The 21566-nt window shown below is 37.6% G+C and carries 23 protein-coding genes and 1 riboswitch; of the genes, 9 read left to right on the top strand and 14 right to left on the bottom strand.

The genetic code is table 11. The features are described from left to right. Positions 1-150: 150 nt before the first annotated feature. Both ompA and grxD read left to right on the top strand, forming a co-directional pair. The gene (gene ompA, locus AAX18_RS08175; protein WP_046953525.1) at positions 151-1209 is read left to right on the top strand and encodes a porin OmpA; all 1059 of its coding nucleotides are present in this window, start codon (positions 151-153) and stop codon (positions 1207-1209) included. A gap of 150 nt (positions 1210-1359) precedes the next feature. Continuing rightward, positions 1360-1683, top strand: a complete 324-nt coding sequence (gene grxD / locus AAX18_RS08170; protein ID WP_005627223.1) for a Grx4 family monothiol glutaredoxin — start codon at positions 1360-1362, stop codon at positions 1681-1683. A 75-nt stretch (positions 1684-1758) separates the two neighbouring features. On the opposite strand, the gene hisC is transcribed toward grxD, so the two are convergent. Then, positions 1759-2859, bottom strand: coding sequence for a histidinol-phosphate transaminase (hisC, locus tag AAX18_RS08165; RefSeq protein WP_046953524.1), 1101 nt, complete (start codon positions 2857-2859; stop codon positions 1759-1761). Positions 2860-2948: 89 nt separating this feature from the next. Then, positions 2949-4037 (bottom strand): 3-phosphoserine/phosphohydroxythreonine transaminase, encoded by a 1089-nt coding sequence (gene serC / locus AAX18_RS08160; protein ID WP_046953523.1) that lies wholly within the window; start codon positions 4035-4037, stop codon positions 2949-2951. 186 nt (positions 4038-4223) lie between these two features. Here serC and AAX18_RS08155 point away from each other — a divergent pair, with 186 nt between their 5' ends. Next, entirely contained in the window at positions 4224-4568 is a 345-nt protein-coding gene (locus AAX18_RS08155) for a DUF496 family protein (RefSeq protein WP_005630430.1), read from the top strand. A 39-nt stretch (positions 4569-4607) separates the two neighbouring features. Here the strand turns inward: AAX18_RS08155 and AAX18_RS08150 are convergent, their stop codons facing one another. Continuing rightward, positions 4608-5174 carry an aminotransferase class IV family protein gene (locus AAX18_RS08150; protein WP_046953522.1) on the bottom strand — a complete coding sequence of 189 codons (567 nt, stop codon included), beginning with the start codon at positions 5172-5174 and terminating at the stop codon, positions 4608-4610. Further along, positions 5174-6160, bottom strand: coding sequence for an aminodeoxychorismate synthase component I (locus AAX18_RS08145; protein WP_046953521.1), 987 nt, complete (start codon positions 6158-6160; stop codon positions 5174-5176). The genes AAX18_RS08150 and AAX18_RS08145 overlap by 1 nt, the downstream gene beginning before the upstream one ends. Before the next feature lie 41 nt (positions 6161-6201). Between AAX18_RS08145 and AAX18_RS08140 the strand changes: the two genes are divergently transcribed. From AAX18_RS08140 to AAX18_RS08125, 4 genes are all read left to right on the top strand, one after another. After that, positions 6202-6783 (top strand): anthranilate synthase component II, encoded by a 582-nt coding sequence (locus tag AAX18_RS08140; RefSeq protein WP_032825562.1) that lies wholly within the window; start codon positions 6202-6204, stop codon positions 6781-6783. An 84-nt stretch (positions 6784-6867) separates the two neighbouring features. Further along, a complete protein-coding gene (gene metK, locus AAX18_RS08135) occupies positions 6868-8022 on the top strand; it encodes a methionine adenosyltransferase (RefSeq protein WP_005627231.1) in 1155 nt (384 codons plus the stop codon). 64 nt (positions 8023-8086) lie between these two features. Further along, complete coding sequence (locus AAX18_RS08130; RefSeq protein ID WP_046953520.1) at positions 8087-8602, top strand: SprT family zinc-dependent metalloprotease; 516 nt, start codon at positions 8087-8089, stop codon at positions 8600-8602. 51 nt (positions 8603-8653) lie between these two features. Then, positions 8654-9166: an opacity family porin gene (locus tag AAX18_RS08125; RefSeq protein ID WP_005634965.1), complete on the top strand. Its 513-nt coding sequence runs from the start codon at positions 8654-8656 to the stop codon at positions 9164-9166. Between the two features lie 232 nt (positions 9167-9398). Here AAX18_RS08125 and artM read toward each other — a convergent pair whose 3' ends face one another. The 5 genes from artM to lpcA form a co-directional block, all read right to left on the bottom strand. Continuing rightward, a complete protein-coding gene (gene artM, locus AAX18_RS08120; protein WP_046953519.1) occupies positions 9399-10082 on the bottom strand; it encodes an arginine ABC transporter permease ArtM in 684 nt (227 codons plus the stop codon). After that, a complete protein-coding gene (gene artQ, locus AAX18_RS08115) occupies positions 10082-10747 on the bottom strand; it encodes an arginine ABC transporter permease ArtQ (protein WP_005625740.1) in 666 nt (221 codons plus the stop codon). Before artQ ends, artM begins: the two co-directional genes overlap by 1 nt. A gap of 3 nt (positions 10748-10750) precedes the next feature. Next, a complete protein-coding gene (locus AAX18_RS08110; RefSeq protein ID WP_046953518.1) occupies positions 10751-11470 on the bottom strand; it encodes a lysine/arginine/ornithine ABC transporter substrate-binding protein in 720 nt (239 codons plus the stop codon). 17 nt (positions 11471-11487) lie between these two features. Next, entirely contained in the window at positions 11488-12219 is a 732-nt protein-coding gene (gene artP / locus AAX18_RS08105; RefSeq protein ID WP_005625747.1) for an arginine ABC transporter ATP-binding protein ArtP, read from the bottom strand. Between the two features lie 125 nt (positions 12220-12344). Next, the gene (gene lpcA / locus AAX18_RS08100; RefSeq protein WP_005625749.1) at positions 12345-12929 is read right to left on the bottom strand and encodes a D-sedoheptulose 7-phosphate isomerase; all 585 of its coding nucleotides are present in this window, start codon (positions 12927-12929) and stop codon (positions 12345-12347) included. 207 nt (positions 12930-13136) lie between these two features. Between lpcA and AAX18_RS08095 the strand changes: the two genes are divergently transcribed. After that, on the top strand, positions 13137-13943 hold the full coding sequence (locus AAX18_RS08095; protein WP_046953517.1) for a DNA ligase: 807 nt from the start codon (positions 13137-13139) through the stop codon (positions 13941-13943). A gap of 28 nt (positions 13944-13971) precedes the next feature. Here the strand turns inward: AAX18_RS08095 and AAX18_RS08090 are convergent, their stop codons facing one another. The 5 genes from AAX18_RS08090 to uvrD all read right to left on the bottom strand — a co-directional run bounded on the left by AAX18_RS08090 (position 13972) and on the right by uvrD (position 20131). Further along, entirely contained in the window at positions 13972-14955 is a 984-nt protein-coding gene (locus tag AAX18_RS08090; protein ID WP_005625753.1) for a peptide ABC transporter ATP-binding protein, read from the bottom strand. A gap of 2 nt (positions 14956-14957) precedes the next feature. Next, complete coding sequence (gene dppD, locus AAX18_RS08085) at positions 14958-15950, bottom strand: dipeptide ABC transporter ATP-binding protein (RefSeq protein ID WP_005625754.1); 993 nt, start codon at positions 15948-15950, stop codon at positions 14958-14960. 9 nt (positions 15951-15959) lie between these two features. Further along, positions 15960-16847, bottom strand: coding sequence for an ABC transporter permease subunit (locus tag AAX18_RS08080; protein ID WP_005625755.1), 888 nt, complete (start codon positions 16845-16847; stop codon positions 15960-15962). A gap of 14 nt (positions 16848-16861) precedes the next feature. Beyond that, positions 16862-17863, bottom strand: a complete 1002-nt coding sequence (locus AAX18_RS08075) for an ABC transporter permease subunit (protein WP_005625756.1) — start codon at positions 17861-17863, stop codon at positions 16862-16864. Between the two features lie 87 nt (positions 17864-17950). Further along, on the bottom strand, positions 17951-20131 hold the full coding sequence (gene uvrD, locus AAX18_RS08070) for a DNA helicase II (protein WP_005625757.1): 2181 nt from the start codon (positions 20129-20131) through the stop codon (positions 17951-17953). A gap of 120 nt (positions 20132-20251) precedes the next feature. After that, positions 20252-20341: riboswitch (TPP riboswitch) on the top strand. 48 nt (positions 20342-20389) lie between these two features. Here uvrD and AAX18_RS08065 point away from each other — a divergent pair. Next, positions 20390-21451: an ABC transporter substrate-binding protein gene (locus AAX18_RS08065; protein WP_005634953.1), complete on the top strand. Its 1062-nt coding sequence runs from the start codon at positions 20390-20392 to the stop codon at positions 21449-21451. Positions 21452-21566: the final 115 nt, after the last annotated feature.

Genomic DNA, 21566 nt, shown 5'->3' with positions numbered 1-21566 from the left:
CAAAGGAATTGAATTTGTCAAAAGGTAAAAAGTAGGGCAAATTCAAAACCCTAGTTAAGCGACTGTTTAGAATGTAACTTTAATTAAAAGTTCAGTATAAACAAGGACACTTTTTTATTACTATTCGATGACTAAATAGAGGACATCAAAATGAAAAAAACTGCAATCGCATTAGTAGTTGCTGGTTTAGCAGCAGCTTCAGTAGCTCAAGCAGCTCCACAAGAAAACACTTTCTATGCAGGTGTTAAAGCTGGTCAAGCATCTTTCCATGATGGCATTCGTTCTAATGCTCAAGATTCTGAAGTGGGTTATCATCGTAACTCTTTCACTTACGGTGTTTTTGGTGGTTACCAAATCTTAAACCGTGATAACCTTGGTTTAGCAGTTGAGTTAGGTTACGACGATTTCGGTCGTGCTAAAGCTCGTCAAGCTGGTAAAACTGTTGCTAAACACACTAACCACGGTACTCACTTAAGCTTAAAAGGTAGTTATGAAGTGTTAAATGGTTTAGATGTTTATGGTAAAGCAGGCGTTGCATTAGTTCGCTCTGACTATAAATTCTATGATGCTAATGGTGCTCGTGTTCGTGATTTAGGCCGTCACAGCTTACGTACCTCTGGTTTATTCGCAGTAGGTGCAGAATATGCTGTATTACCAGAATTAGCAGTTCGTTTAGAATACCAATGGTTAACTCGTGTAGGTAAATACCGTACTCAAGAAACTAACAACAGCTCTGTAGATTACAATCCATGGATTGGTTCTATCAACGCTGGTGTTTCTTACCGTTTCGGTCAAGGCGCAGCTCCAGTTGTAGCAGCACCTGAAGTTGTAAGCAAAACTTTCAACTTAAACTCTGATGTGACTTTCGCATTTGGTAAAGCAAACTTAAAACCACAAGCTCAAGCAGCTTTAGATGGTATTTACGGTGAAATCGCACAAATCAACAGTGCTAAAGTAGCTGTTGCTGGTTACACTGACCGTATCGGTTCTGACGCTGGTAACTTAAAACTTTCTCAACGTCGTGCTGACACTGTAGCTAACTACTTCGTAGCTAAAGGTGTTTCTGCAGATGCAATTTCTGCAACTGGTTATGGTAAAGCAAACCCAGTGACTGGCGCAACTTGTGACCAAGTTAAAGGTCGTAAAGCGCTTATCGCTTGTCTTGCTCCAGACCGTCGTGTAGAAATCGCAGTTAACGGTACTAAATAATTTTAGTATTCGTTTAACGAAAGATTAAATACAGCAAAAGGCTTAAACTTCGGTTTAGGCCTTTTGTTTTATATGAATCTAAAACCAAGCATTTCAATCAAGTTTTAACTTATGATAGAATGCGGTTCTCATTTATTTATAGGGAACATTATGGAAACCTTAGACAAAATCAAAAAGCAAATTAGTGAAAATCCAATTCTTATTTATATGAAAGGTTCACCAAAATTACCATCTTGTGGATTTTCTGCTCGTGCATCTGAAGCATTGATGAATTGTAAAGTACCTTTTGGTTATGTAGATATTTTGCAACATCCAGATATTCGTGCTGAATTACCAGCATATGCAAACTGGCCAACTTTTCCACAATTATGGGTGGAGGGAGAATTAATTGGTGGTTGTGATATCATTTTAGAGATGTATCAATCTGGTGAATTACAAACTTTATTAGCTGAAGTTGCAGCAAAACACGCTTAAGATATGAGAAAAATGAAACCCGCTTATAGCGGGTTTTTTTATACAAATAAATTTGTTTTTTATTGAATAAATAGTCTAGGCAAGCTTTAATACCTTAGAAAGTGCGGTAAAAAATCGATCATTTTCTTCAGGTAAACCAATACTTACGCGCAAATGATTCGGCATGCCATACCCAGCGATTGGGCGAACAATTACGCCTTCATGTAATAATGCATCATAAATTGGTGCGGCAGGTTGTTTGAAATCAATCGTTATAAAATTTCCTTTGGAAGGAATATATTCTAATTGATGATGTTGGCAGAATTCTTCATAACGTTTCATTTCTGATCGATTATTTTCAGCTACTTTTTCAACAAATTCATCATCATTCATTACGGCAACAGCAGCGGTTAACGCCAAAGAATTACAGTTAAATGGTTGTCGAACTCGATTTAATAAATCTGCGATTTCAGGATTAGATACAGCATAACCAATGCGTAAACCCGCCAAGCCATAGGCCTTAGAAAGAGAGCGTGAAATAATTAAATTTGAATATTTTTTTAATAAACTGAAAGAGTCTACTCGTTCTTCAGATTTGGTAAATTCAGTGTAGGCTTCATCTAATACCACGATTACATTTTTGGGAACTTCTGCTAAAAAATCTTCAATTTCTTGTGACGTTAAAAAATTACCCGTTGGATTATTGGGATTAGCAATGTAAATTAGCTTTGTTTTATCAGAAAGTGCGGTCAAAAATTCTTGTAAATCGTGCCCCCAATTTTTAGCTGGAATTTCTTTTGCAACTGCATTAATCGCTTTAGTTACTAAAGGATAAACAATAAAGGCATATTGTGAATAAATGATTTCATCGCCTTCGGTTGCAAAGGTGTGAGCAAAAAGTTCTAATAAATCATTTGAGCCATTTCCGAGCGTAATTTGATTTGGTTGAACGCCAAATTTTTTTGCGATAGTTTGTTTTAGTTCAAAGCCATTCGCATCTGGATAACGAGTCAGCTTATCTAATTGTTCGAAAATTGCTTTTTTTGCACTTTCTGGAAAACCAAATGGGTTTTCGTTTGAGGCCAGTTTAACGATATTGGAAATGCCAAGTTCTCGTTCTAATTCTTCAATGGGTTTGCCTGCTTGATAAGGTGATAAGGATTGTACGCCACGATTGGCAATATTTATGTACTGCATAGTGTTATTTGAAAATATTGATGTGGATTAGGATTAATTTTCAAGTAAATTTGGGCGTAGTAAATACGCCCATTGAAAATGTTCTTTAACTATTGAGGAAGATTTTCAGCTTCAAATTTTTTCATAAATGAAATGAGTGCCTCAACACCTTCCTGTGGCATAGCATTATAAATAGATGCTCGCATTCCACCTAAAACTTTGTGGCCTTTCAAGGCTTGTAAGCCCGCAGCAGTGGATTCTGCGACAAATTTTGCATCTAATTCAGCATTGCCAGTGATGAAAGTGACATTCATTGTTGAGCGGTTTTCTTTTGCTACCACATTGCGGTAAAGTTTGCTCGAATCAATATAATCATAAAGGGTTTGTGCTTTTAGCGTATTACGTTTTGCGATCACCTCTAAGCCACCCATTTCTTTAAGATGTTTAAATACGAGGGAACATAAATACCAAGCAAAAGTTGGTGGTGTATTGATCATTGAGTCTGCATCACGTTGAGTAGCATAATTCCAAATAGATGGGGTTTCTTTACGTGCATTACCGATTAAATCATCACGAATAATGACTAATGTAATGCCCGCAGGACCAAGATTTTTTTGCGCACCTGCATAAATTACACCAAATTTACTGATATCGATTTGGCGTGAAAGAATATTTGAAGACATATCAGCGACCAATACGGCATCGCCCACATTTGGTACATCAAAAATCTCTACACCACTGATAGTTTCATTCGGGCAATAATGAACGTAGTCATATTGATCAGCAATATGGCTAAAATCAAGATCGGTAATTTGAGTCTGTTCGCCATTTTCTACAATAGTGATTTCATCAATTTCTGCAAAATTTCTTGCTTCTTTTGCCGCTGTAGCTGACCAATGTCCACTATTTAAATAAAGGGCTTTGCCTTTTTTACCGATCAAGTTCATCGGAATCGCTGCAAATTGACCGCGAGCACCGCCTTGTAGGAAAAGTACGCGATAGTTATCAGGAATATTGTAAACCTCACGTAGATCTTTTTCTGCTTGTGCAATAAGCTCCATGAAATATTTACCGCGATGGCTTACTTCCATCACGGACACACCTTGATTGAGCCAGTTTGTCAGTTCACCTTGTGCTTTTTGTAGTACTTCTGGAAAAATCATCGCTGGTCCAGCGCTAAAATTAAAGACTTGTGACATTGTGTTTCCTTATTTTTGTAGATAGTTGAATCTGTTTTATCACTACAAAAGCAGAGAATCAAACGCTTTTTTGGTAAATAAAAAATTTTTTTGAGCTGACTCACAAAATTTACTTTCAGCTTTTGACGAATTACCAAAAAGAGGCTACATTACCGCCATCAATTTTCTTACTAAAAGAGAGTCATTATGGAAACTGTAAACAAGCAATCTTTCCAAGAGGTGTTGGAATACGTGCGTATGTATCGTTCGAAAAACAAAATTAAGCGCGATATGGAAGACAATAATCGTAAAATCCGTGATAATCAAAAACGCGTATTATTGTTAGATAACTTAAATCAATACATTCGTGATGATATGACTATCGAAGAGGTACGCGGAATTATTGAAAGTATGCGTGATGACTATGAAGGTCGTGTCGATGATTACACAATTCGCAATGCGGAGCTTTCTACGCAACGTCGAGAGATCAGTGCGAAAATGAAAAGTCAGAAAAAAGCACATGCGGAATTATTGAAAAATTCCGAAAAATAATTGTAATAAAATAGCCGGCTGAACCAGTCGGCTTATTTTTTATAAGCTATTCATTGCATTAATGATTTTAATTTCATCAAAATTGACAATATCTTCTTGGAATATTGTGCTTTCTTGAATTTTCCCCTCTTGTAATAATTTTTCTCGTTGTGTGCCTCTAAGTAATGGGGTGTCTGGTGTGTACCATTTTTCTCCTTGGCGGAAAATTAAATTACCAATGGAACAATCTGTCACTTTTCCATTTTTGATAATAATAATTTCATCACAAGTGCCTCGTTGAGCAAGCAATGTATTAATTAAACTGCGATCAGCATATTTCAAGCAATATTCGATATCGTCACAAATTACAGGTTGAAAAGTGCGGTAAATTTTTCGATGGTATTCAAAATATTGAATTTGTGTTGTTTTGGCATTGTAATCAATGCGGCAGCGAACTAATCGATTTTGTAAGGGCTCAGGCAGTTGAATGAGTGAAAAAAGATTAAAAATTTTCACCGCACTTTTGCCATAATATTCACGCAAACTACGTTCATACCGTGTTTGGTGTAAATCGATATTTTGAATTGTCCCGTTTTCAATACAAAGGGTTTCAAATAGAGAATACATTAATCAGCACCTTCAATCGGTAAATAGACTTTTTCTAACAATTCTTCATATTCATCTTGCACATTGCTATGAATGGTAATCCCGCCTCCACTATGAAAATAAAATTTTTCATCTACTTGGGAAATAAATCGAATGGCCACCGCACTTTGTAGTGTTTTACCATCAAATATGCCAAAAATTCCTGTGTAATAACCGCGTTTTTGTTTTTCTGCTTGTTGAATAATTTGTGTGGTTTTTTCTTTTGGCGCGCCACTAATTGAACCAGCAGGCAAGAGTTTCGATAAAATATCTCCAATTTGATTTTGCCAGTTTTCATTCAATTTTCCGCAAATTTCAGAACTGGTTTGGAGTATTTCACCTTTTTGTGTTTTGATGCGATCGATATAACGAAATTTTTTCACCTGAATGTTTTCTGCCACCATGGATAAATCATTACGCATTAAATCAACAATTGTGTAATGCTCGCGTTGTTCTTTTTCATTTGTGAGTAACTGATTTTCTGCATCGGGCAGAGAGGCATTAATTGTCCCTTTCATGGGATAAGTAAAAATGCTGTTGTCATGAATATTGACAAAACATTCTGGTGAGAAGCAAACAAATTGATCTTGTAACCACAATTTATAAGGTGCATTTGTTTGATGAAAAATTTGTTCAAGTGAAATATTTCCTGAAATTTCAGTCGGATAGGTGAGATTCAATAAATAAGAATTGCCTTTTTGCAATTCACTTTGAACAAGTTCAAAACCTTGTTGATAATGCGAGAAGGGTATTGGATGTTTGGTAAAATTAAGAGGGAGAGGTTGTGGAGAAATTGTGCAATTTCTTTTCCCTAAAATATCAAAATAAATGCCTTGTTGTGCAGAATTTTCGAGAGGACAAATCAATGGTTTTTCTTTTTCAAAATCAATGAGAAAGAAAAATGGCGTGCGTTGTTTGCCATAATGATTAGCCTGTTCAATAAAATGTTGCATTGTGCTTTGTGTCATTTTGCGTAAAATTGCTCGATTATAACGAATGCCGAGCGGTTATGAAATTACTCATCATTAATAATCACGATTCTTTTACTTTTAACTTGGTGGATTTAATTCGAAAATTAAATGTGCCTTATGATGTTTTAAACGTGGAAGATTTAAAGGAAAGTACAGCGGAAAAATATAGTCATATATTGATTTCGCCAGGGCCTGATGTACCACGAGTTTATCCACAACTTTTTTCTATGTTGGAAAAATATTATCAGCAAAAATCTATTTTAGGTGTGTGTTTAGGGCATCAAACCTTATGTGAATTTTTTGGTGGTACATTGTATAACTTACAGAAAGTCCGTCATGGCCAGAAACGAATTTTAAAAGTACGGTCAAATTCTCCATTATTTTTTAGCCTTCCAAGCGAATTTAATATCGGGCTATATCATTCTTGGGGCGTACAGAAAAAAGATTTTCCTAGTTGCCTAGAAATTACCGCACTTTGTGATGAAGGCGTGGTCATGGCTATGGAGCATAAATCTTTACCAATTTATGGTGTTCAGTTTCATCCAGAGTCTTATATGTCAGACTTCGGTGAGCAAATTTTGCGTAATTGGTTGACTATTCCTGCTGCGATTAATCAATAATAGCGCTTGCTTATTAAGCAAAAATACGTATTATAGACGTCTATACGTCAATACATCTAAATTTAAAAGAAAAAGAGAGAAAATATGTCTAGCTATTTATTTACATCCGAATCAGTCTCTGAAGGGCATCCAGATAAAATTGCTGATCAAATTTCTGATGCGGTACTTGATGAAATTCTAAAACAAGATCCAAAAGCACGAGTAGCTTGTGAGACCTACGTAAAAACCGGTATGGCATTGGTTGGTGGTGAAATTACCACATCAGCATGGGTCGATATTGAGAATTTAACGCGTAAAGTGATTTGTGATATTGGTTATGAACATTCTGAAATGGGTTTTGATGGCCATTCTTGTGCGGTGCTAAATGCGATTGGTAAACAATCTGCAGATATTAATCAAGGCGTTGATCGTGAAAATCCATTAGATCAAGGCGCAGGCGACCAAGGTATAATGTTTGGTTATGCTACAAATGAAACGGATGTATTAATGCCTGCAGCTATTACTTATGCACACCGTTTAATGGAAAAACAAGCTGAAGTGCGTAAAAGCGGTAAACTAGCATGGTTACGCCCAGATGCGAAAAGCCAAGTAACGTTAAAATATGAAGATAATAAAATTGTTGGTGTGGATGCGGTTGTGCTTTCTACTCAACATTCTGAAGAAGTTAGCCAAAAAGATTTACATGAAGGTGTGATGGAAGAAATTATCAAACCGGTATTACCAAGTGAATGGCTTTCTAAAGAAACAAAATTCTTTATTAACCCGACTGGCCGTTTTGTTATTGGTGGACCGATGGGGGATTGTGGTTTAACTGGTCGTAAAATTATCGTAGATACTTACGGTGGTGCCGCTCGTCACGGTGGTGGCGCATTCTCAGGAAAAGATCCATCTAAAGTTGACCGTTCCGCTGCTTATGCTGCACGCTATGTCGCAAAAAATATTGTTGCAGCAGGTCTTGCAGATCGTTGTGAAATTCAACTTTCTTATGCGATTGGTGTGGCTGATCCAACATCAATCATGGTTGAAACCTTTGGAACTGGAAAAGTTGCGAATGAATTATTAGTGTCATTAGTTCGTGAATTCTTTGATTTACGTCCTTATGGCTTAATTAAAATGTTAGATTTAATTCAACCAATCTATCGTGAAACAGCAGCTTATGGTCATTTCGGTCGTGAGCAATTCCCTTGGGAAAAAGTGGATCGTGCAGCAGAATTACGTGTTGCAGCAGGATTAAAATAATCTTATTTTTTAATTTAGTAAATTATATAAAAGCCGCTTATCTAGCGGTTTTTTCTTTTCAATCATGACATCAATAGAGCAAATTCCATTTCGTCATCTAAAAATGCAAGTGCAACGTAAATTGAATCAGTCTTTGCAGCTTGCAGAGGCTTATTTTAAGCGAAAATTTACAATGCCTGAGGTAAATTATGAGTTGCGTGGCATAAAGGCAGGCGTGGCTTACCTACAAAAAAATGAAATAAAATTTAACCGCACTTTGTTATTAGAAAACGCGGATGAATTTATTCGACAAGTCGTGCCGCATGAGGTTGCGCATTTGATTGTGTATCAAATGTTTGGTCGTGTAAAACCACATGGGCGGGAATGGCAGATTGTAATGAATGAAATTTTTAAGCTTCCCTCAGATACTTGCCATCAATTTGATACAAAAAATGTGCAAGGTAAAACCTTTGAATATCGATGTACGTGTCAAACTCATTTTCTAAGTATTCGTCGCCATAATAGAATAGTAAGAGAAAAGATTGAATATTTATGTAGAAAATGTAAAGGAAAATTAGTTTTTGTCGATGAAACAGAATGATTTTTGTGATATATTCTTCCAGTTATATTCAATAAATAAAGGAGTTATCCAATGAAAAAATCTTTATTAGCAGTTATTGTGGGTGCATTTGCCTTTGCTTCTGTTGCAAATGCGAATATCTATGCTGAAGGCGATATCGGTTTATCTCAAACTAAAGCAAACGGTAGTAATAACACTCGAATTGAACCTCGTGTAGCGGTTGGTTATAAATTAGGAAATACGCGTGTTGCGGGTGATTATACTCATCACGGAAAAGTTGATGGTGCGAAAATTCACGGTTTAGGTGCATCAGTATTATATGATTTTGATACAAATTCTAAAGTTGAACCTTATGTAGGGGCTCGTGTTGCAGCTAACCAATTCAAATATGATAATAGAGCTAACCAAGTATATAAAAGTTCTTCTGAAACTAAAATTGGCTATGGTGTTGTAGCGGGTGCTAAATATAAATTAGATGGTAACTGGTATGCAAATGGTGGTGTTGAGTATAACCGCCTAGGTAGTTTTGATAACACCAAAGTTAATAACTATGGTGCGAAAGTTGGTGTAGGTTACGGATTCTAATTTTTACAATACGTAAAATTCTTTTTATTAAACACTTTAATTTAACGGTGATTGTCTAAGGCGATCACCGTTATTTATTTTAGGGCGGAGTAGAAAATAGTTGACTAAAAGTTCAGTTAAAATTCTCGGAAATCTTATTTTTAAATAGCTTTTTGAGAAAACTATCACATTAAAATATAAAAAATCCCAACCTAGGTTGGGATTTAAAAATGACTAAAGATTTTACCGCACTTTACGCTTTGCTTACTTCAAAACGTTCAAATGCTAATACTTTTTTCTCTAATTTACGTAGCAATAAAGTTGCAATGCCCGTAATAATTAAATATATCGCGCCTGCGATGCCGTAAATTGTCAGTGCATCATATTCGGTACCATAAAGTTGGCGTGCGTAACCCATAATATCCATAATCGTAATCGTGGAAGCTAATGCCGTGCCTTTAAATACCAAAATAATTTCGTTACTGTAAGAAGGCAACGCACGTTTTAAGGCATAAGGAATTAAAATTTTTAAAGTTTGTATGCGGTTTAATCCTAATGCGGCACAACTTTCCCATTGTCCTTTTGGAATAGCTTTCACTGCACCATGAAATAATTGTGTAGAGTAGGCCGCACTGTTTAGTGCTAAAGCTAATGCGGCACAGAACCAGGCATTGGATAAGACATACCATAATGGGCTGTCAATAATCCATTGGAATTGGCCAGGCCCCGCATAAATTAAAAAGAACTGTACTAATAGTGGCGTGCCTGTGAATAAAGTAAGGTATAAATTGACCGCACTTTTTATCCATTTATTTTCCATTGAAAGTAAAAAAGTGAGAAATAATGCCAAACAGAAGGCAATCAGCAACGATACGACTGTAAGCAACAAACTCGTTGGAATCCCTTGTGCGATTACGCTTAAATATTCTTGAAACATTATTTCACGCCCCTTTCAAAACGAGTAAAACGTAGCTCTAATTTTCGAATACCAACTTGGCTAATTAATGTCACTGCCAAATAAATTAATGCAGCAATACCGTACCAAGTGAAGGGTTGATGTGTATTGGTATTAATCAGATCCGCTTGGCGCATCAAATCGTCCACGCCAATTAATGAAACCAATGCTGTATCTTTTAGTAATACAAGCCATTGATTGCTTAAACCTGGTAAGGCATGACGCCATACTTGTGGCATGACAATATGAATAAACGTATAGCTTTTACTTAAGCCTAACGCCGCACCTGATTCCCATTGACCTTTCGGGATAGCTTGAATTGCGCCGCGTAATGTTTGTGAAGCATAAGCTGCAAAAATGAGAGAAAGCGCAAACACACCACAGCCAAATGCCCCAAATTCAATGTATTCTCCTGTTAGCATTTCTACTAATTCAGTAGAACCAAAATACACGAGTAATACAACGAGAATTTCAGGTAAGCCACGCAATAAGGCAATAAGTACTGCGGTTGGTTTACCAACAAAACGATTTGCTTCAAGTACGGCAAAAATTAGGCTTAAAAATAACCCTAGGATTAATGAACAGACCGCAAGCCCTAAAGTCATTAGGGCTGCGGTAAGCATTAAAGAAAGAAAATCATAACTCATAGATTATTTTGTCATCCATTTATCATAGATTTTTTGGTATTCACCATTTGCTTTAATTGCAGCTAAACCTTTGTTTAATTGCTCAGCTAATTCTTTATTTGATTTATGCATCGCAATGCCTAAACCATTACCAAAATATTTTTTATTTGCTACTTTTTCGCCAACAAATTGCATTTCTGGTTCTTTGCTAATCATATCTGCAAGTACTGCAGTATCACCAAAAATCATATCAATTCTACCGCTCTTTAAGTCTAAAATTGCGCTTTGTAAGCTTGCATAAGCCTTAGTTGTATATTGTTTAGTTTCAGCTACTGTGTATTGTTGGAATGTGGTTCCATTTTGAACACCAACATTTTTTGCACTTTCTAACGTTGCTTTTCCTTTAAGGGTTACATAGCTTGCAGTGCTATCGTAATATGCATCAGAGAATAAAACCTGTTTTACTCTCGCATCGGTAATATCAATAGCGGAAATGGATGCATCAAAGCGTTTTGCTTTTAAATTTGGAATTAGTGCATCAAAAGCTTCGCCTTTGAATTTGCAAGTTGCTTGGATTTCTTTACAAATTGCATTCGCAACATCGACATCAAAACCAATAATCTCGCCTTTTTCATTTGTGGTTTCAAATGGTGGATAGCTAGGTTCCATTGCAAAAGTAAGCTCTTGTGCGCTTGCTGCTACGGATGCGCCTAATAAAATTGCAGTTAATAATGTTTTTTTCATAATAAAATCCTTATTCTCTAGTGAGAAAGATATTGTTTAAATTGTTCGGTTTTCGGGTTTTCAAAACAATCTGCCGAGCCTATTTCGACAATTTTTCCCTGTTCCATATATACCACTTTAGTTGCGACTTTTTGTGCAACATTGACTTCGTGGGTCACAATCACCTGAGTAATGCCGGTTTCTTGTAATTCTTTAATAATATCTACAACTTGTGCTGTAATTTCAGGATCCAATGCAGCCGTTGGTTCATCAAATAGAAGAACTTGTGGCTTCATCATCAGTGCGCGAGCTATTGCAACACGTTGTTGCTGACCGCCTGATAAATGTAATGGAAAGCGATCGGCAAGTTGTTCTAAACGTAAACGTTTTAATAATTCCATCGCATCTGCTTTGGCTTCATTTTCGCTTACGCCACGCACTTTCATTGGCGCTTCAATTAAGTTTTCAATAACAGTTAAGTGCGGCCAAAGGTGATATTGTTGAAATACCATTCCTACATCTTGGCGTAATTGTCGGATTGCTTTGGGATTTGCCATTGCATTGGATAAATTAAAATCATTGTTTGCAATGCTTAATTCGCCAGATTTTGGTACTTCTAATAAATTTAATGTGCGAATCAATGTGCTTTTACCTGCGCCACTTGGGCCAAGCAATACAACGGTATCACCCTCATTAGCTTCAAGATTAATATCAAATAATGCTTGAGATGAACCGTAAAAGAAATTTAGATTTTTAACACGAATAGTCATTTCAATTTTCTCGTCTTCTAAGGTGAAAAAATATTACATTTTTATGCATAATTATGCAAGTGGCATAAATAAAAAATCCCAAAAAAATTTGGGATTTTAGAAATTCGACTGAAATCAACCGCACTTTAGGCTTCTTTAGCCATTTCAAACTCAATTAACATCATTAAAATATGAATGACTTTGATATGGATTTCTTGAATACGATCTGCATAACGGAAATGTGGCACACGAATTTCAACATCCGCTAATCCAGCCATTTTCCCACCATCTTTGCCTGTCATTGCAATGACTTTCATGCCTTTTGCTTTTGCGGCTTCAATGGCATTTAAAATATTTTTTGAATTACCAGAGGTAGATAAACCGAATAACACGTCACCTTTTTGACCTACCGCTTCAACATAGCGTGAAAAGACATATTCATAGCCAAAGTCATTACTTACACAGCTTAAATGACTTACATCTGAAATCGCAATAGCGGGGTAGCCAGGACGATTTTCACGATAACGACCCGTTAATTCTTCTGCAAAATGCATCGCATCACAGTGCGAACCGCCATTACCACAAGAAAGCACTTTGCCTCCTTGTTTGAAGCTATTGGAAATTAATAATGCTGCTTCTTGAATTAATTTAATGTTATTTTTGTCAGAAATAAATTTGTTTAACACATCTTGTGCTTCCACAAGTTCTGCTTTTATTTGCTCTAAATACATTGATTGCTCCTTGTTGGGAATAAAATCGCGATGGCATTGTATAGCAGATAAACATTCTTCGCTAGCCTAAATAAAAATTCATCTTTTTCTGATGAAGTGATGATTTTTTGCGATTTAGATCGTAATAGTGAATTCGCGTGCTTTGGGATTATTCCGGATAAACGTATTCTGAGAAAAATGATCAGCACTTAAATTTACAAAAACATCATGAAATTCTACCGCACTTTGTTACTTTTCTTTGTGAGTTCTTTCGCTTTGGCTAACCAAGATTTAATGCTTCTTCATACCTATGATAATCAACCAATAGAAGGTTGGGTCATGTCAGAAAAGTTGGATGGTGTACGCGGTTATTGGGATGGAAAGCAATTATTAACCCGACAAGGGCAACGTTTATCTCCGCCCGCCTATTTCATTAAGGATTTTCCGCCTTTTGCGATTGACGGTGAATTATTTAGTGAGCGGAATCATTTTGAGGAAATTTCATCCATCACAAAATTTTTTAAAGGCGATGGTTGGGAAAAACTGAAATTGTATGTTTTTGATGTGCCTGATGCAGAGGGCAATTTATTTGATCGTTTAGCTAAATTGAAAGCGTATTTACTTGAACATCCAACAACTTATATTGAAATTATTGAACAAATTCCAGTGAGAGATAAAGCTCATTTATATAAGTTTCTTAATCAAACCGAATCTTTGAAGGGGGAAGGCGTCGTAGTACGAGATCCTCATGCACCTTATGAACGAAAACGTAGCCATCGGATTTTAAAATTAAAAACGACTCAAGATGAAGAATGTACGGTCATTGCACACCATAAAGGCAAAGGACAATTTGAAAATGTGATGGGCGCTTTAACCTGTAAAAATCATCGGGGAGAATTTAAAATCGGTTCGGGTTTTAATTTAAGCGAACGAGAAAATCCCCCTCCGATAGGATCTGTGATTACTTATAAATATCGAGGTATCACGAGTCGTGGAAAACCTCGATTTGCAACCTATTGGCGAGAGAAAAAATGAGCCTATTTATAAATCTGACAAAATGAATTTAATCAATATGGAAACAAGCGATTAATTTTCCATCAGTTTGTTGCTCTAAGTGCGGTTGATTTTCACGACATTTTTCTGTCGCTTTCCAACAACGAGGATTAAATGCACAGCCTTTTGGCGGATTAATCGGGCTTGGCAATTCACCCATTAACTTTATACGTTCACGACGCAAGTTTGGTGACAAACGTGGTGTTGCTGAAAGTAACGCTTTGGTATAAGGATGTTGAGGATTAGAGAAGATTTGCTCTGTTGTTCCTTTTTCGACACAACGACCTAGATACATTACCATCACTTCATCGGCGATATGTTCTACAACAGAAAGATCGTGCGAAATGAACACGTAAGACAAGCCTAGTTCATCTTGTAAATCCATCATTAAATTCAGTACTTGTGCACGCACGGAAACATCTAATGCAGAAACAGGTTCATCGGCAACAACAACATCAGGCTCTAACATTAAACCACGTGCAATGGCGATACGCTGGCGTTGTCCGCCTGAAAACATATGGGGATAACGATCATAAAATTCAGCGCGCAACCCCACTTTTTCCATCATTGATAAAACTTTTTCTCGACGTTCTTTGGCGGAAAGTTTTGTGTTGATGATTAATGGTTCTTCCAAAATTGAACCAATCTTTTTACGTGGATTTAATGACGCATAAGGATTTTGGAAAACTATTTGAATTTTTTTACGACGTAGCGCTTTTGTTTCAGGATTATTTTCTAAAAAATTATGCCCTTTGTAATACAGTTCGCCTTCGGTGGGTTGTTCAATCATTGTTAATAAACGACCTAGCGTTGATTTTCCACAACCTGATTCTCCCACGACAGCTAACGTTTTACCCCGTTCAAGCTGAAAAGAGACACCATCTAACGCTTTTACTTGCTGTGGTTTTGCGAACAAGCCTTTTTTTACAGGGTAATATTTTTTTAAGTCAATCGCATTTAATAATGGCGTATTTTCTTTTACTTCATTCGTCATTATTAAGCTCCTTGATATTCAACGGGATTGCCTTGCTCGTTCAGCGGAGTATGGCATTTTACTTTACGTGAACCGATATGATGCAATTGAGGTTCGACTTGGCGACAATATTCGGTTGCATAAGGACAGCGAGGATTTAATAAGCACCCTGTTGGACGATCGTATTTTCCAGGTACCACACCTTGTAATGACTCTAAGCGAGATTTTCCTTCTGCAAATTCAGGCAATGAACGTAACAAGGCCTGCGTGTAAGGATGTTTTGGCTCTCGGAAAATATCTGTTGCAGTGCCTTCTTCAACGATTTGTCCCGCATACATCACGATAATTCGATCTGCAGCTTCAGCAACAAGCGCAAGATCATGGGTAATCAAAATCAGCGACATGCATTCTTTTTTCTGCAATTCGAGTAAGAGTTCCATAATTTGTGCTTGAATAGTGACATCTAACGCAGTTGTTGGCTCATCGGCAATCAATAATTTAGGTCTGCAAGCAATTGCCATGGCAATCATCACACGTTGACTCATTCCGCCAGAAAGCTGATGAGGATAAACATCAATTCGAGATTCAGGATCTGGAATACCGACCAATCTTAAAAGCTCTAAAGTGCGGTCTTTTCTTGCCTTTTTTGTACCGCCTTCATGAGTTTTTAACGCCTCCATAATTTGGAAACCTACAGTATAAGCTGGATTCAAGCTTGTCATCGGATCTTGGAAAATCATTGCGACATCAGCGCCAATAAGCTGACGTTTAGCTTTACTCTCTAAAGTGAGTAAATCAGTGTTTTCAAATTGCAAGGATTCTGCCGATACACGTCCTGGATGATCAATTAGCCCCATAATTGCGAGAGAACTCACAGATTTACCTGAGCCCGATTCTCCCACAATGCCAAGCACTTCGCCTTGTGCAACTTGATAGCTGATGCGATCCACGGCTTTAAATGGCGTTTTTTTATCGCCAAAGTGAACAGAAAGTTCTTTTACGTCTAATAATGCCATTCTGTTTTCCTATTGTTTGAGTTTTGGATCAAGTGCATCACGCAAGCCATCACCCATTAAGTTAAAGGCGAGCACTAAAGATAAAATCACTAAGCCAGGAATTGTAACCAACCAGTTTGCCGCTTGCATAAAACCACGAGCTTCTGAAAGCATTGTACCAAGTTCAGGTGTTGGTGGCTTTGCACCAATGCCTAAGAAACCAAGTGTCGCAAGCTCTAAGATTGCATTGGAAATTCCCATCGTCATTTGCACAATCAAGGGCGCTAAACAGTTTGGTAAAATCACAATAAACATGAGGCGAAGAACACCTGCGCCAGCGACTTTAGAGGAGGTGACATAATCACGATTTTTTTCATTCATTACCGCAGCTCGAGTTAAACGCACATAGCTAGGAATTGATACAACGGAGATCGCTAAAGTGGCATTGGCGAGTGATGGCTCTAAAATAGAGACGACTACAATCGTCAAGAGTAAGTTTGGAATCGCGAGCATAATATCAATTAGGCGAATAATAATTGTATCTAGCACGCCGCCATAATAACCAGAAATCAAGCCAAGACTGGTACCAAAGGCACAGGATAGCAATACGATGACAAATCCCGCAAAGACGGAAATTCGAGTTCCGTAAATGATGCGAGAAAGGATATCTCGCCCAATATCATCGGTTCCGAGTAGATAGGCAGGATTGCCGCCTTCATACCAAGCGGGAGGCAGTAAAAGTGCGGTACGATTTTGTTCTGTTGGATCAAAAGGCGCAATATAAGGCGCGAAAATGCTGATTAAGACAACAATCACAATAAAGGTTAAACCGATTAGTGCGCCTCGGTTTTGTTTGAAGTAAAACCAAAATTCTTGTAAGGGCGTTTTCGGCGCGAAAGTTAAAGGCGTGTCAGACATAATTTCTCCTACAATTAATGACGGATACGCGGATTGACCACGCCGTAAAGTAAATCGACGGTTAAATTCACCACAATAATAATCGTCGCAATAATCAGTACAGAACCTTGTAATACTGGATAATCACGCGCTTGAATGGCATCAATAATCCATTTCCCTATTCCCGGCCATGAGAAAATGGTTTCTGTCAGTACGGCACCAGAAAGCAATTGACCAACGATTAATCCAACCACAGTGACAACAGGAATTAACGCATTACGCAATGCATGCACAATAACGATTCGAGTATAACTTAGGCCTTTTGCTTTTGCCGTGCGAATGTAATCTTCACCTAACACTTCCAACATCGCAGATCGTGTCATACGCGTAATAATAGCGAGAGGAACTGTGCCTAGGACGATTGCAGGAAGAATTAAGGATTTAACCGCATTTTCGAAGGCGCCAGGCATACCAGAAAGCCAGCTGTCAATGAGCATAAATCCTGTTGGTGTATCGATCCAAAACTCATTATCTAAACGTCCACCTTGCGGTAAACCGAGTTGTGGTGAAACGTATAAAATTAAAATCAATCCCCACCAGAAAATTGGCATAGAATAACCAGTGAGCGATGCAGCTGTAACTGTGTGAGAAATCCAACTATCTTTTTTTACTGCTGCAATCGTCCCTAAAATCACTCCGCCTAATAACGACCAAAATAACGCAAAAAATGCTAATTCAGCTGTGGCAGGGAAAAGTGTAAAGAATTCGGTAAGAACAGGTTGTTGAGTGCGGAATGATGCACCAAAATCACCTTGTAGCACTTTAGCAATATAATGAAAATATTGTTCATGCAAAGGAAGATCTAATCCTAATTGATGCATCATTTGTTGATGTATTTCAGGTGTTAAGCCACGTTCACCCATCATTATTTCAACTGGATCGCCAGGAATAAAATGCACAAGGGCAAAAGTGATAAAAGTAATGGCAATAAAAGTTGGAATTACCATTAAGATACGTTTGAAGAAAAATTTAAACATTCAATCACTCAAATACAAAAAAGTGCAGTTAAAATTCACCGCACTTTTCAAAGAAATTAATCGGTAGAAGTAAAACTCTCTTGGATTCTACCGCACTTTTTCCAGTTTTGCCAAATGTGCAATGAGCCATTTAATGCCTTGCGCTTGGAAGGCAATTTGTAGGCGAGTATTGTTATCTGATCCTTCGACATTAATGACGGTGCCAAAACCGAATTTTTCATGTTTGACTTTTTGACCCATTTTCCATTCATTTTCGACCGCACAGGTATTCGACAATGAACCGACTTTTGCTAGATTCATCGCGCGCGTGACAGTTCCTCGTAAACGAATTTCTTGGATACATTCTCTCGGTAATTCGGCTATAAAACGTGATGGTAAATGGCGTTCTTCTTTGGCATATAATCGACGGCTTTCCGCATAAGAGATGGTCAGTTTTTTCTTCGCGCGAGTAATACCGACGTAAGCTAAACGACGTTCTTCTTCTAAACGCCCAGGTTCTTCAAAAGAACGGTAACTTGGGAATAAACCTTCTTCTACGCCAACCATAAATACACGAGGAAATTCTAGGCCTTTAGCGGAGTGTAATGTCATCATTTCTACACAAGATTGATGTGGAGAAGCTTGTTCTTCACCCGCTTCTAAAGAGGCGTGAGTTAAAAAGGCGGTGAGTTCCGTCATATCTTCTGCATCATCAGGTTTGATGAATTCACGGGTCGCGGTAACTAATTCTTCCAAGTTTTCAATACGCACTTCGCCTTTTTCACCTTTTTCTTGTTTATACATTTCATATAAACCCGAATGTTTAATCACAAAATCAGTTTGTGCGAAAAGCGGCATTTCTGCGGTATCAAGTTGTAGTGAATTAATTAATTCCTGGAAACGCAATAATGCTGTTGAGGCTCGTCCAGCCAACATATTTTCTTGTGTCGCGACTTGTACTGCTTGCCACAAGGTAATTTGGCGTTCGCGTGTTAAGTTACGCAATATATCTAAAGTGCGGTCGCCAATGCCACGGGTTGGCGTATTAATTACACGCTCAAAAGCCGCATCATCTTGACGATTATTAATCAAACGAAGATAGGCTAACGCATCTTTAATTTCTTGGCGTTCGAAGAAACGCATACCGCCATAAATACGATATGGAATTTGACAACGAATTAAGGCTTCTTCAATAACCCGTGATTGGCTATTACTACGATAAAGTACAGCGCAATCATCAAGTTTTCCGCCATGTTCTACCCAATCCTGAATTTGTGAAGCGACAAATTTTGCTTCGTCTAATTCATTAAACGCAGCATAGATGCCCACGGGATCGCCTTTTTCACCCTCTGTCCATAAATTTTTACCAAGACGATCACTATTGTTTGCAATTAATTCATTTGCGCTGTTTAGGATATTGGCGGTAGAACGATAGTTTTGTTCAAGGCGAATTGTTTCGGCTTTAAAATCTTTCAAGAATTTTTGAATATTTTCGATTTGTGCGCCACGCCAACCATAAATAGATTGATCGTCATCGCCCACGATCATGACTTTGCCTGTTTCTCCCGCGAGAATTTTGATCCATTTATATTGAATTTTATTGGTATCTTGAAACTCATCCACCAAAATATGCTGAAAACGTTGTTGATAACGTTGCAAAATTAATGGTTTTTTCTCAAATAATTCATAGGCCCGAATTAATAATTCTGCAAAATCGACCAATCCTGCGCGATCGCAGGTGTCTTGATAGATCTTATAAATTTTAATCCATTCACGCTCTTGACGATCATTAAAATCTTCAATGTCATTTGGTCGCAAGCCTTCATCTTTTTTGTTATTGATGTACCAACAAGCCTGTTTAGGCGGAAAAGCTTTTTCATCAAAATTATGTAATTTTAATAACCGTTTAATTAAACGAAGTTGATCTTCTGAATCCAAAATTTGGAAATCTTGTGGCAATCCCACATCTAAATGATGAGCTCGCAATAAACGATGGGCAATGCTGTGGAAGGTGCCAATCCACATACCAAATAATTGATGTTGTGCGTGTTTGGCAAGGGTAGATTGAATACGATGACGCATTTCTGCTGCTGCTTTATTAGTAAATGTCACCGCCATAATGCTGCCTTCAGAAATATTTTCTACCGCAATTAACCAAGCGATACGGTGCGTCAATACACGCGTTTTGCCAGAGCCTGCACCCGCTAGCACTAAGTGATTACCAAGAGGGGCTGCTACGGCTTCGCGTTGTTTATCGTTAAGTCCGTCAAGTAATTCAGAAATATCCATGATGAAATTTTTATCTGTTCAAATTTACAGGAATTATAAGTCTAATTTTTTTATATCACAATCAAGAAAATCATAAACTTATCCGACTTTACAAAAATAGTATTACAACTTATATTGATTCGAGGTTAGTCGGGGTGCGGACATCGCTGAGAAAATACCCGTGAACCTGAAACAGTTAGCACTGGCGTAGGAAACTAATCTCTCCTCCTTAAAGGGCTGACTTACTTTTTTCTGTATTCATATAAGTAAGGATGCATCATGACACTCTCTTTTTCTTTAAAAAATTCTTTTAAATTGACCGCACTTTCCAGTGTGCTTGGTTGCGGTTTATTAGGATTAAGTTTATCAACCCCTGCTCAAGCAGAAGGCAAATTAGTGCTGTATTGCAGCGTCCAAAACACGACTTGTGAAAAAGTCGCTCATGCTTTTAGCAAAAAATATAATGTGGACACTCAGTTTGTGCGTAATAGCACTGGGACTGTATTAGGCAAAATCAAAGCCGAAAAAGAAAATCCACAAGCAGATGTGTGGTATGGCGGTACATTGGAACCGCACTTTCAGGCTCGAGATGCTGGTTTGTTAGAAACTTATCGTTCTCCTCTGCAAAAAGAAATTATGCCTCAATTCAAAAAGCTCACTGAACAACGCGGCGATACTACGTCGATTATTTATCTTATGGAGCTTGGCATTGGGATGAATGAAAAACTGCTGGCTGAAAAAAATATTGCAAAACCTCAGTGTTATGCTGATTTATTAAAACCAGAATTTAAAGGGTTAATTCAATATCCAGATCCTCGAGTATCGGGCACTGGCTACACCATTCTTACAACTTTAATTGAAATTATGGGCGAAGATAAAGCCTTTGCTTATTTGAAAGAACTTGACAAAAACATTGCTCAATACACGAAAACTGGATTAGCAACGGCTAATATTTCTACTGGTGCAGCCGCAGTTGATATTGGTTTTATGCATACTTATGTGCGTGAAAAGGATAAAGGCGCACCGGTTATTGGGGCTTTACCTTGCGAAGGCACAGGTTATACGTTAGGGGCGGTCAGTATCATTAAAAATGGACGCAATTTAGATAATGCTAAACGCTTTGTCGATTTTGTTCTTTCTGCTGAAGCTCAAGAAATTCCTTGGCGTGAGGCGGATTCTTACCAACTGCCAACAAATATTCATGCCAAAGCGCATCCACATCTTTCAGAGCCAGCAAAACTTAAATTACTTGATATTGATTTCATCAAGTTTGGTTCGGATCAAGAAGCGAAGCGATTAATAGAACGCTGGGTTGAAAATGTGAAGGAAAGAAAAGAGTAATTGATACTAGCCTGATAAAAGTGCGGTGAAAATTCACCGCACTTTTCTTTTCCCCTTGAAATCTTTCTTTTTATTCTTATATCTGTGACGTTCAATTTTTATCTTTATGAAGGAA

The organism is Haemophilus haemolyticus, assembly GCF_001008205.1.
In the GTDB taxonomy this organism is placed as follows: Bacteria; Pseudomonadota; Gammaproteobacteria; order Enterobacterales; family Pasteurellaceae; genus Haemophilus; species Haemophilus haemolyticus_Q.
This window is presented reverse-complemented; position numbering and strand designations above follow the sequence as displayed.

Bases quoted from the DNA above. Each gene is read 5' to 3' on its own strand.
- ompA (WP_046953525.1), top strand. From the start codon at position 151: ATGAAAAAAACTGCAATCGCATTAGTAGTTGCTGGTTTAGCAGCAGCT.
- grxD (WP_005627223.1), top strand. From the start codon at position 1,360: ATGGAAACCTTAGACAAAATCAAAAAGCAAATTAGTGAAAATCCAATT.
- hisC (WP_046953524.1), bottom strand. From the start codon at position 2,859: ATGCAGTACATAAATATTGCCAATCGTGGCGTACAATCCTTATCACCT.
- serC (WP_046953523.1), bottom strand. From the start codon at position 4,037: ATGTCACAAGTCTTTAATTTTAGCGCTGGACCAGCGATGATTTTTCCA.
- AAX18_RS08155 (WP_005630430.1), top strand. From the start codon at position 4,224: ATGGAAACTGTAAACAAGCAATCTTTCCAAGAGGTGTTGGAATACGTG.
- AAX18_RS08150 (WP_046953522.1), bottom strand. From the start codon at position 5,174: ATGTATTCTCTATTTGAAACCCTTTGTATTGAAAACGGGACAATTCAA.
- AAX18_RS08145 (WP_046953521.1), bottom strand. From the start codon at position 6,160: ATGACACAAAGCACAATGCAACATTTTATTGAACAGGCTAATCATTAT.
- AAX18_RS08140 (WP_032825562.1), top strand. From the start codon at position 6,202: ATGAAATTACTCATCATTAATAATCACGATTCTTTTACTTTTAACTTG.
- metK (WP_005627231.1), top strand. From the start codon at position 6,868: ATGTCTAGCTATTTATTTACATCCGAATCAGTCTCTGAAGGGCATCCA.
- AAX18_RS08130 (WP_046953520.1), top strand. From the start codon at position 8,087: ATGACATCAATAGAGCAAATTCCATTTCGTCATCTAAAAATGCAAGTG.
- AAX18_RS08125 (WP_005634965.1), top strand. From the start codon at position 8,654: ATGAAAAAATCTTTATTAGCAGTTATTGTGGGTGCATTTGCCTTTGCT.
- artM (WP_046953519.1), bottom strand. From the start codon at position 10,082: ATGTTTCAAGAATATTTAAGCGTAATCGCACAAGGGATTCCAACGAGT.
- artQ (WP_005625740.1), bottom strand. From the start codon at position 10,747: ATGAGTTATGATTTTCTTTCTTTAATGCTTACCGCAGCCCTAATGACT.
- AAX18_RS08110 (WP_046953518.1), bottom strand. From the start codon at position 11,470: ATGAAAAAAACATTATTAACTGCAATTTTATTAGGCGCATCCGTAGCA.
- artP (WP_005625747.1), bottom strand. From the start codon at position 12,219: ATGACTATTCGTGTTAAAAATCTAAATTTCTTTTACGGTTCATCTCAA.
- lpcA (WP_005625749.1), bottom strand. From the start codon at position 12,929: ATGTATTTAGAGCAAATAAAAGCAGAACTTGTGGAAGCACAAGATGTG.
- AAX18_RS08095 (WP_046953517.1), top strand. From the start codon at position 13,137: ATGAAATTCTACCGCACTTTGTTACTTTTCTTTGTGAGTTCTTTCGCT.
- AAX18_RS08090 (WP_005625753.1), bottom strand. From the start codon at position 14,955: ATGACGAATGAAGTAAAAGAAAATACGCCATTATTAAATGCGATTGAC.
- dppD (WP_005625754.1), bottom strand. From the start codon at position 15,950: ATGGCATTATTAGACGTAAAAGAACTTTCTGTTCACTTTGGCGATAAA.
- AAX18_RS08080 (WP_005625755.1), bottom strand. From the start codon at position 16,847: ATGTCTGACACGCCTTTAACTTTCGCGCCGAAAACGCCCTTACAAGAA.
- AAX18_RS08075 (WP_005625756.1), bottom strand. From the start codon at position 17,863: ATGTTTAAATTTTTCTTCAAACGTATCTTAATGGTAATTCCAACTTTT.
- uvrD (WP_005625757.1), bottom strand. From the start codon at position 20,131: ATGGATATTTCTGAATTACTTGACGGACTTAACGATAAACAACGCGAA.
- AAX18_RS08065 (WP_005634953.1), top strand. From the start codon at position 20,390: ATGACACTCTCTTTTTCTTTAAAAAATTCTTTTAAATTGACCGCACTT.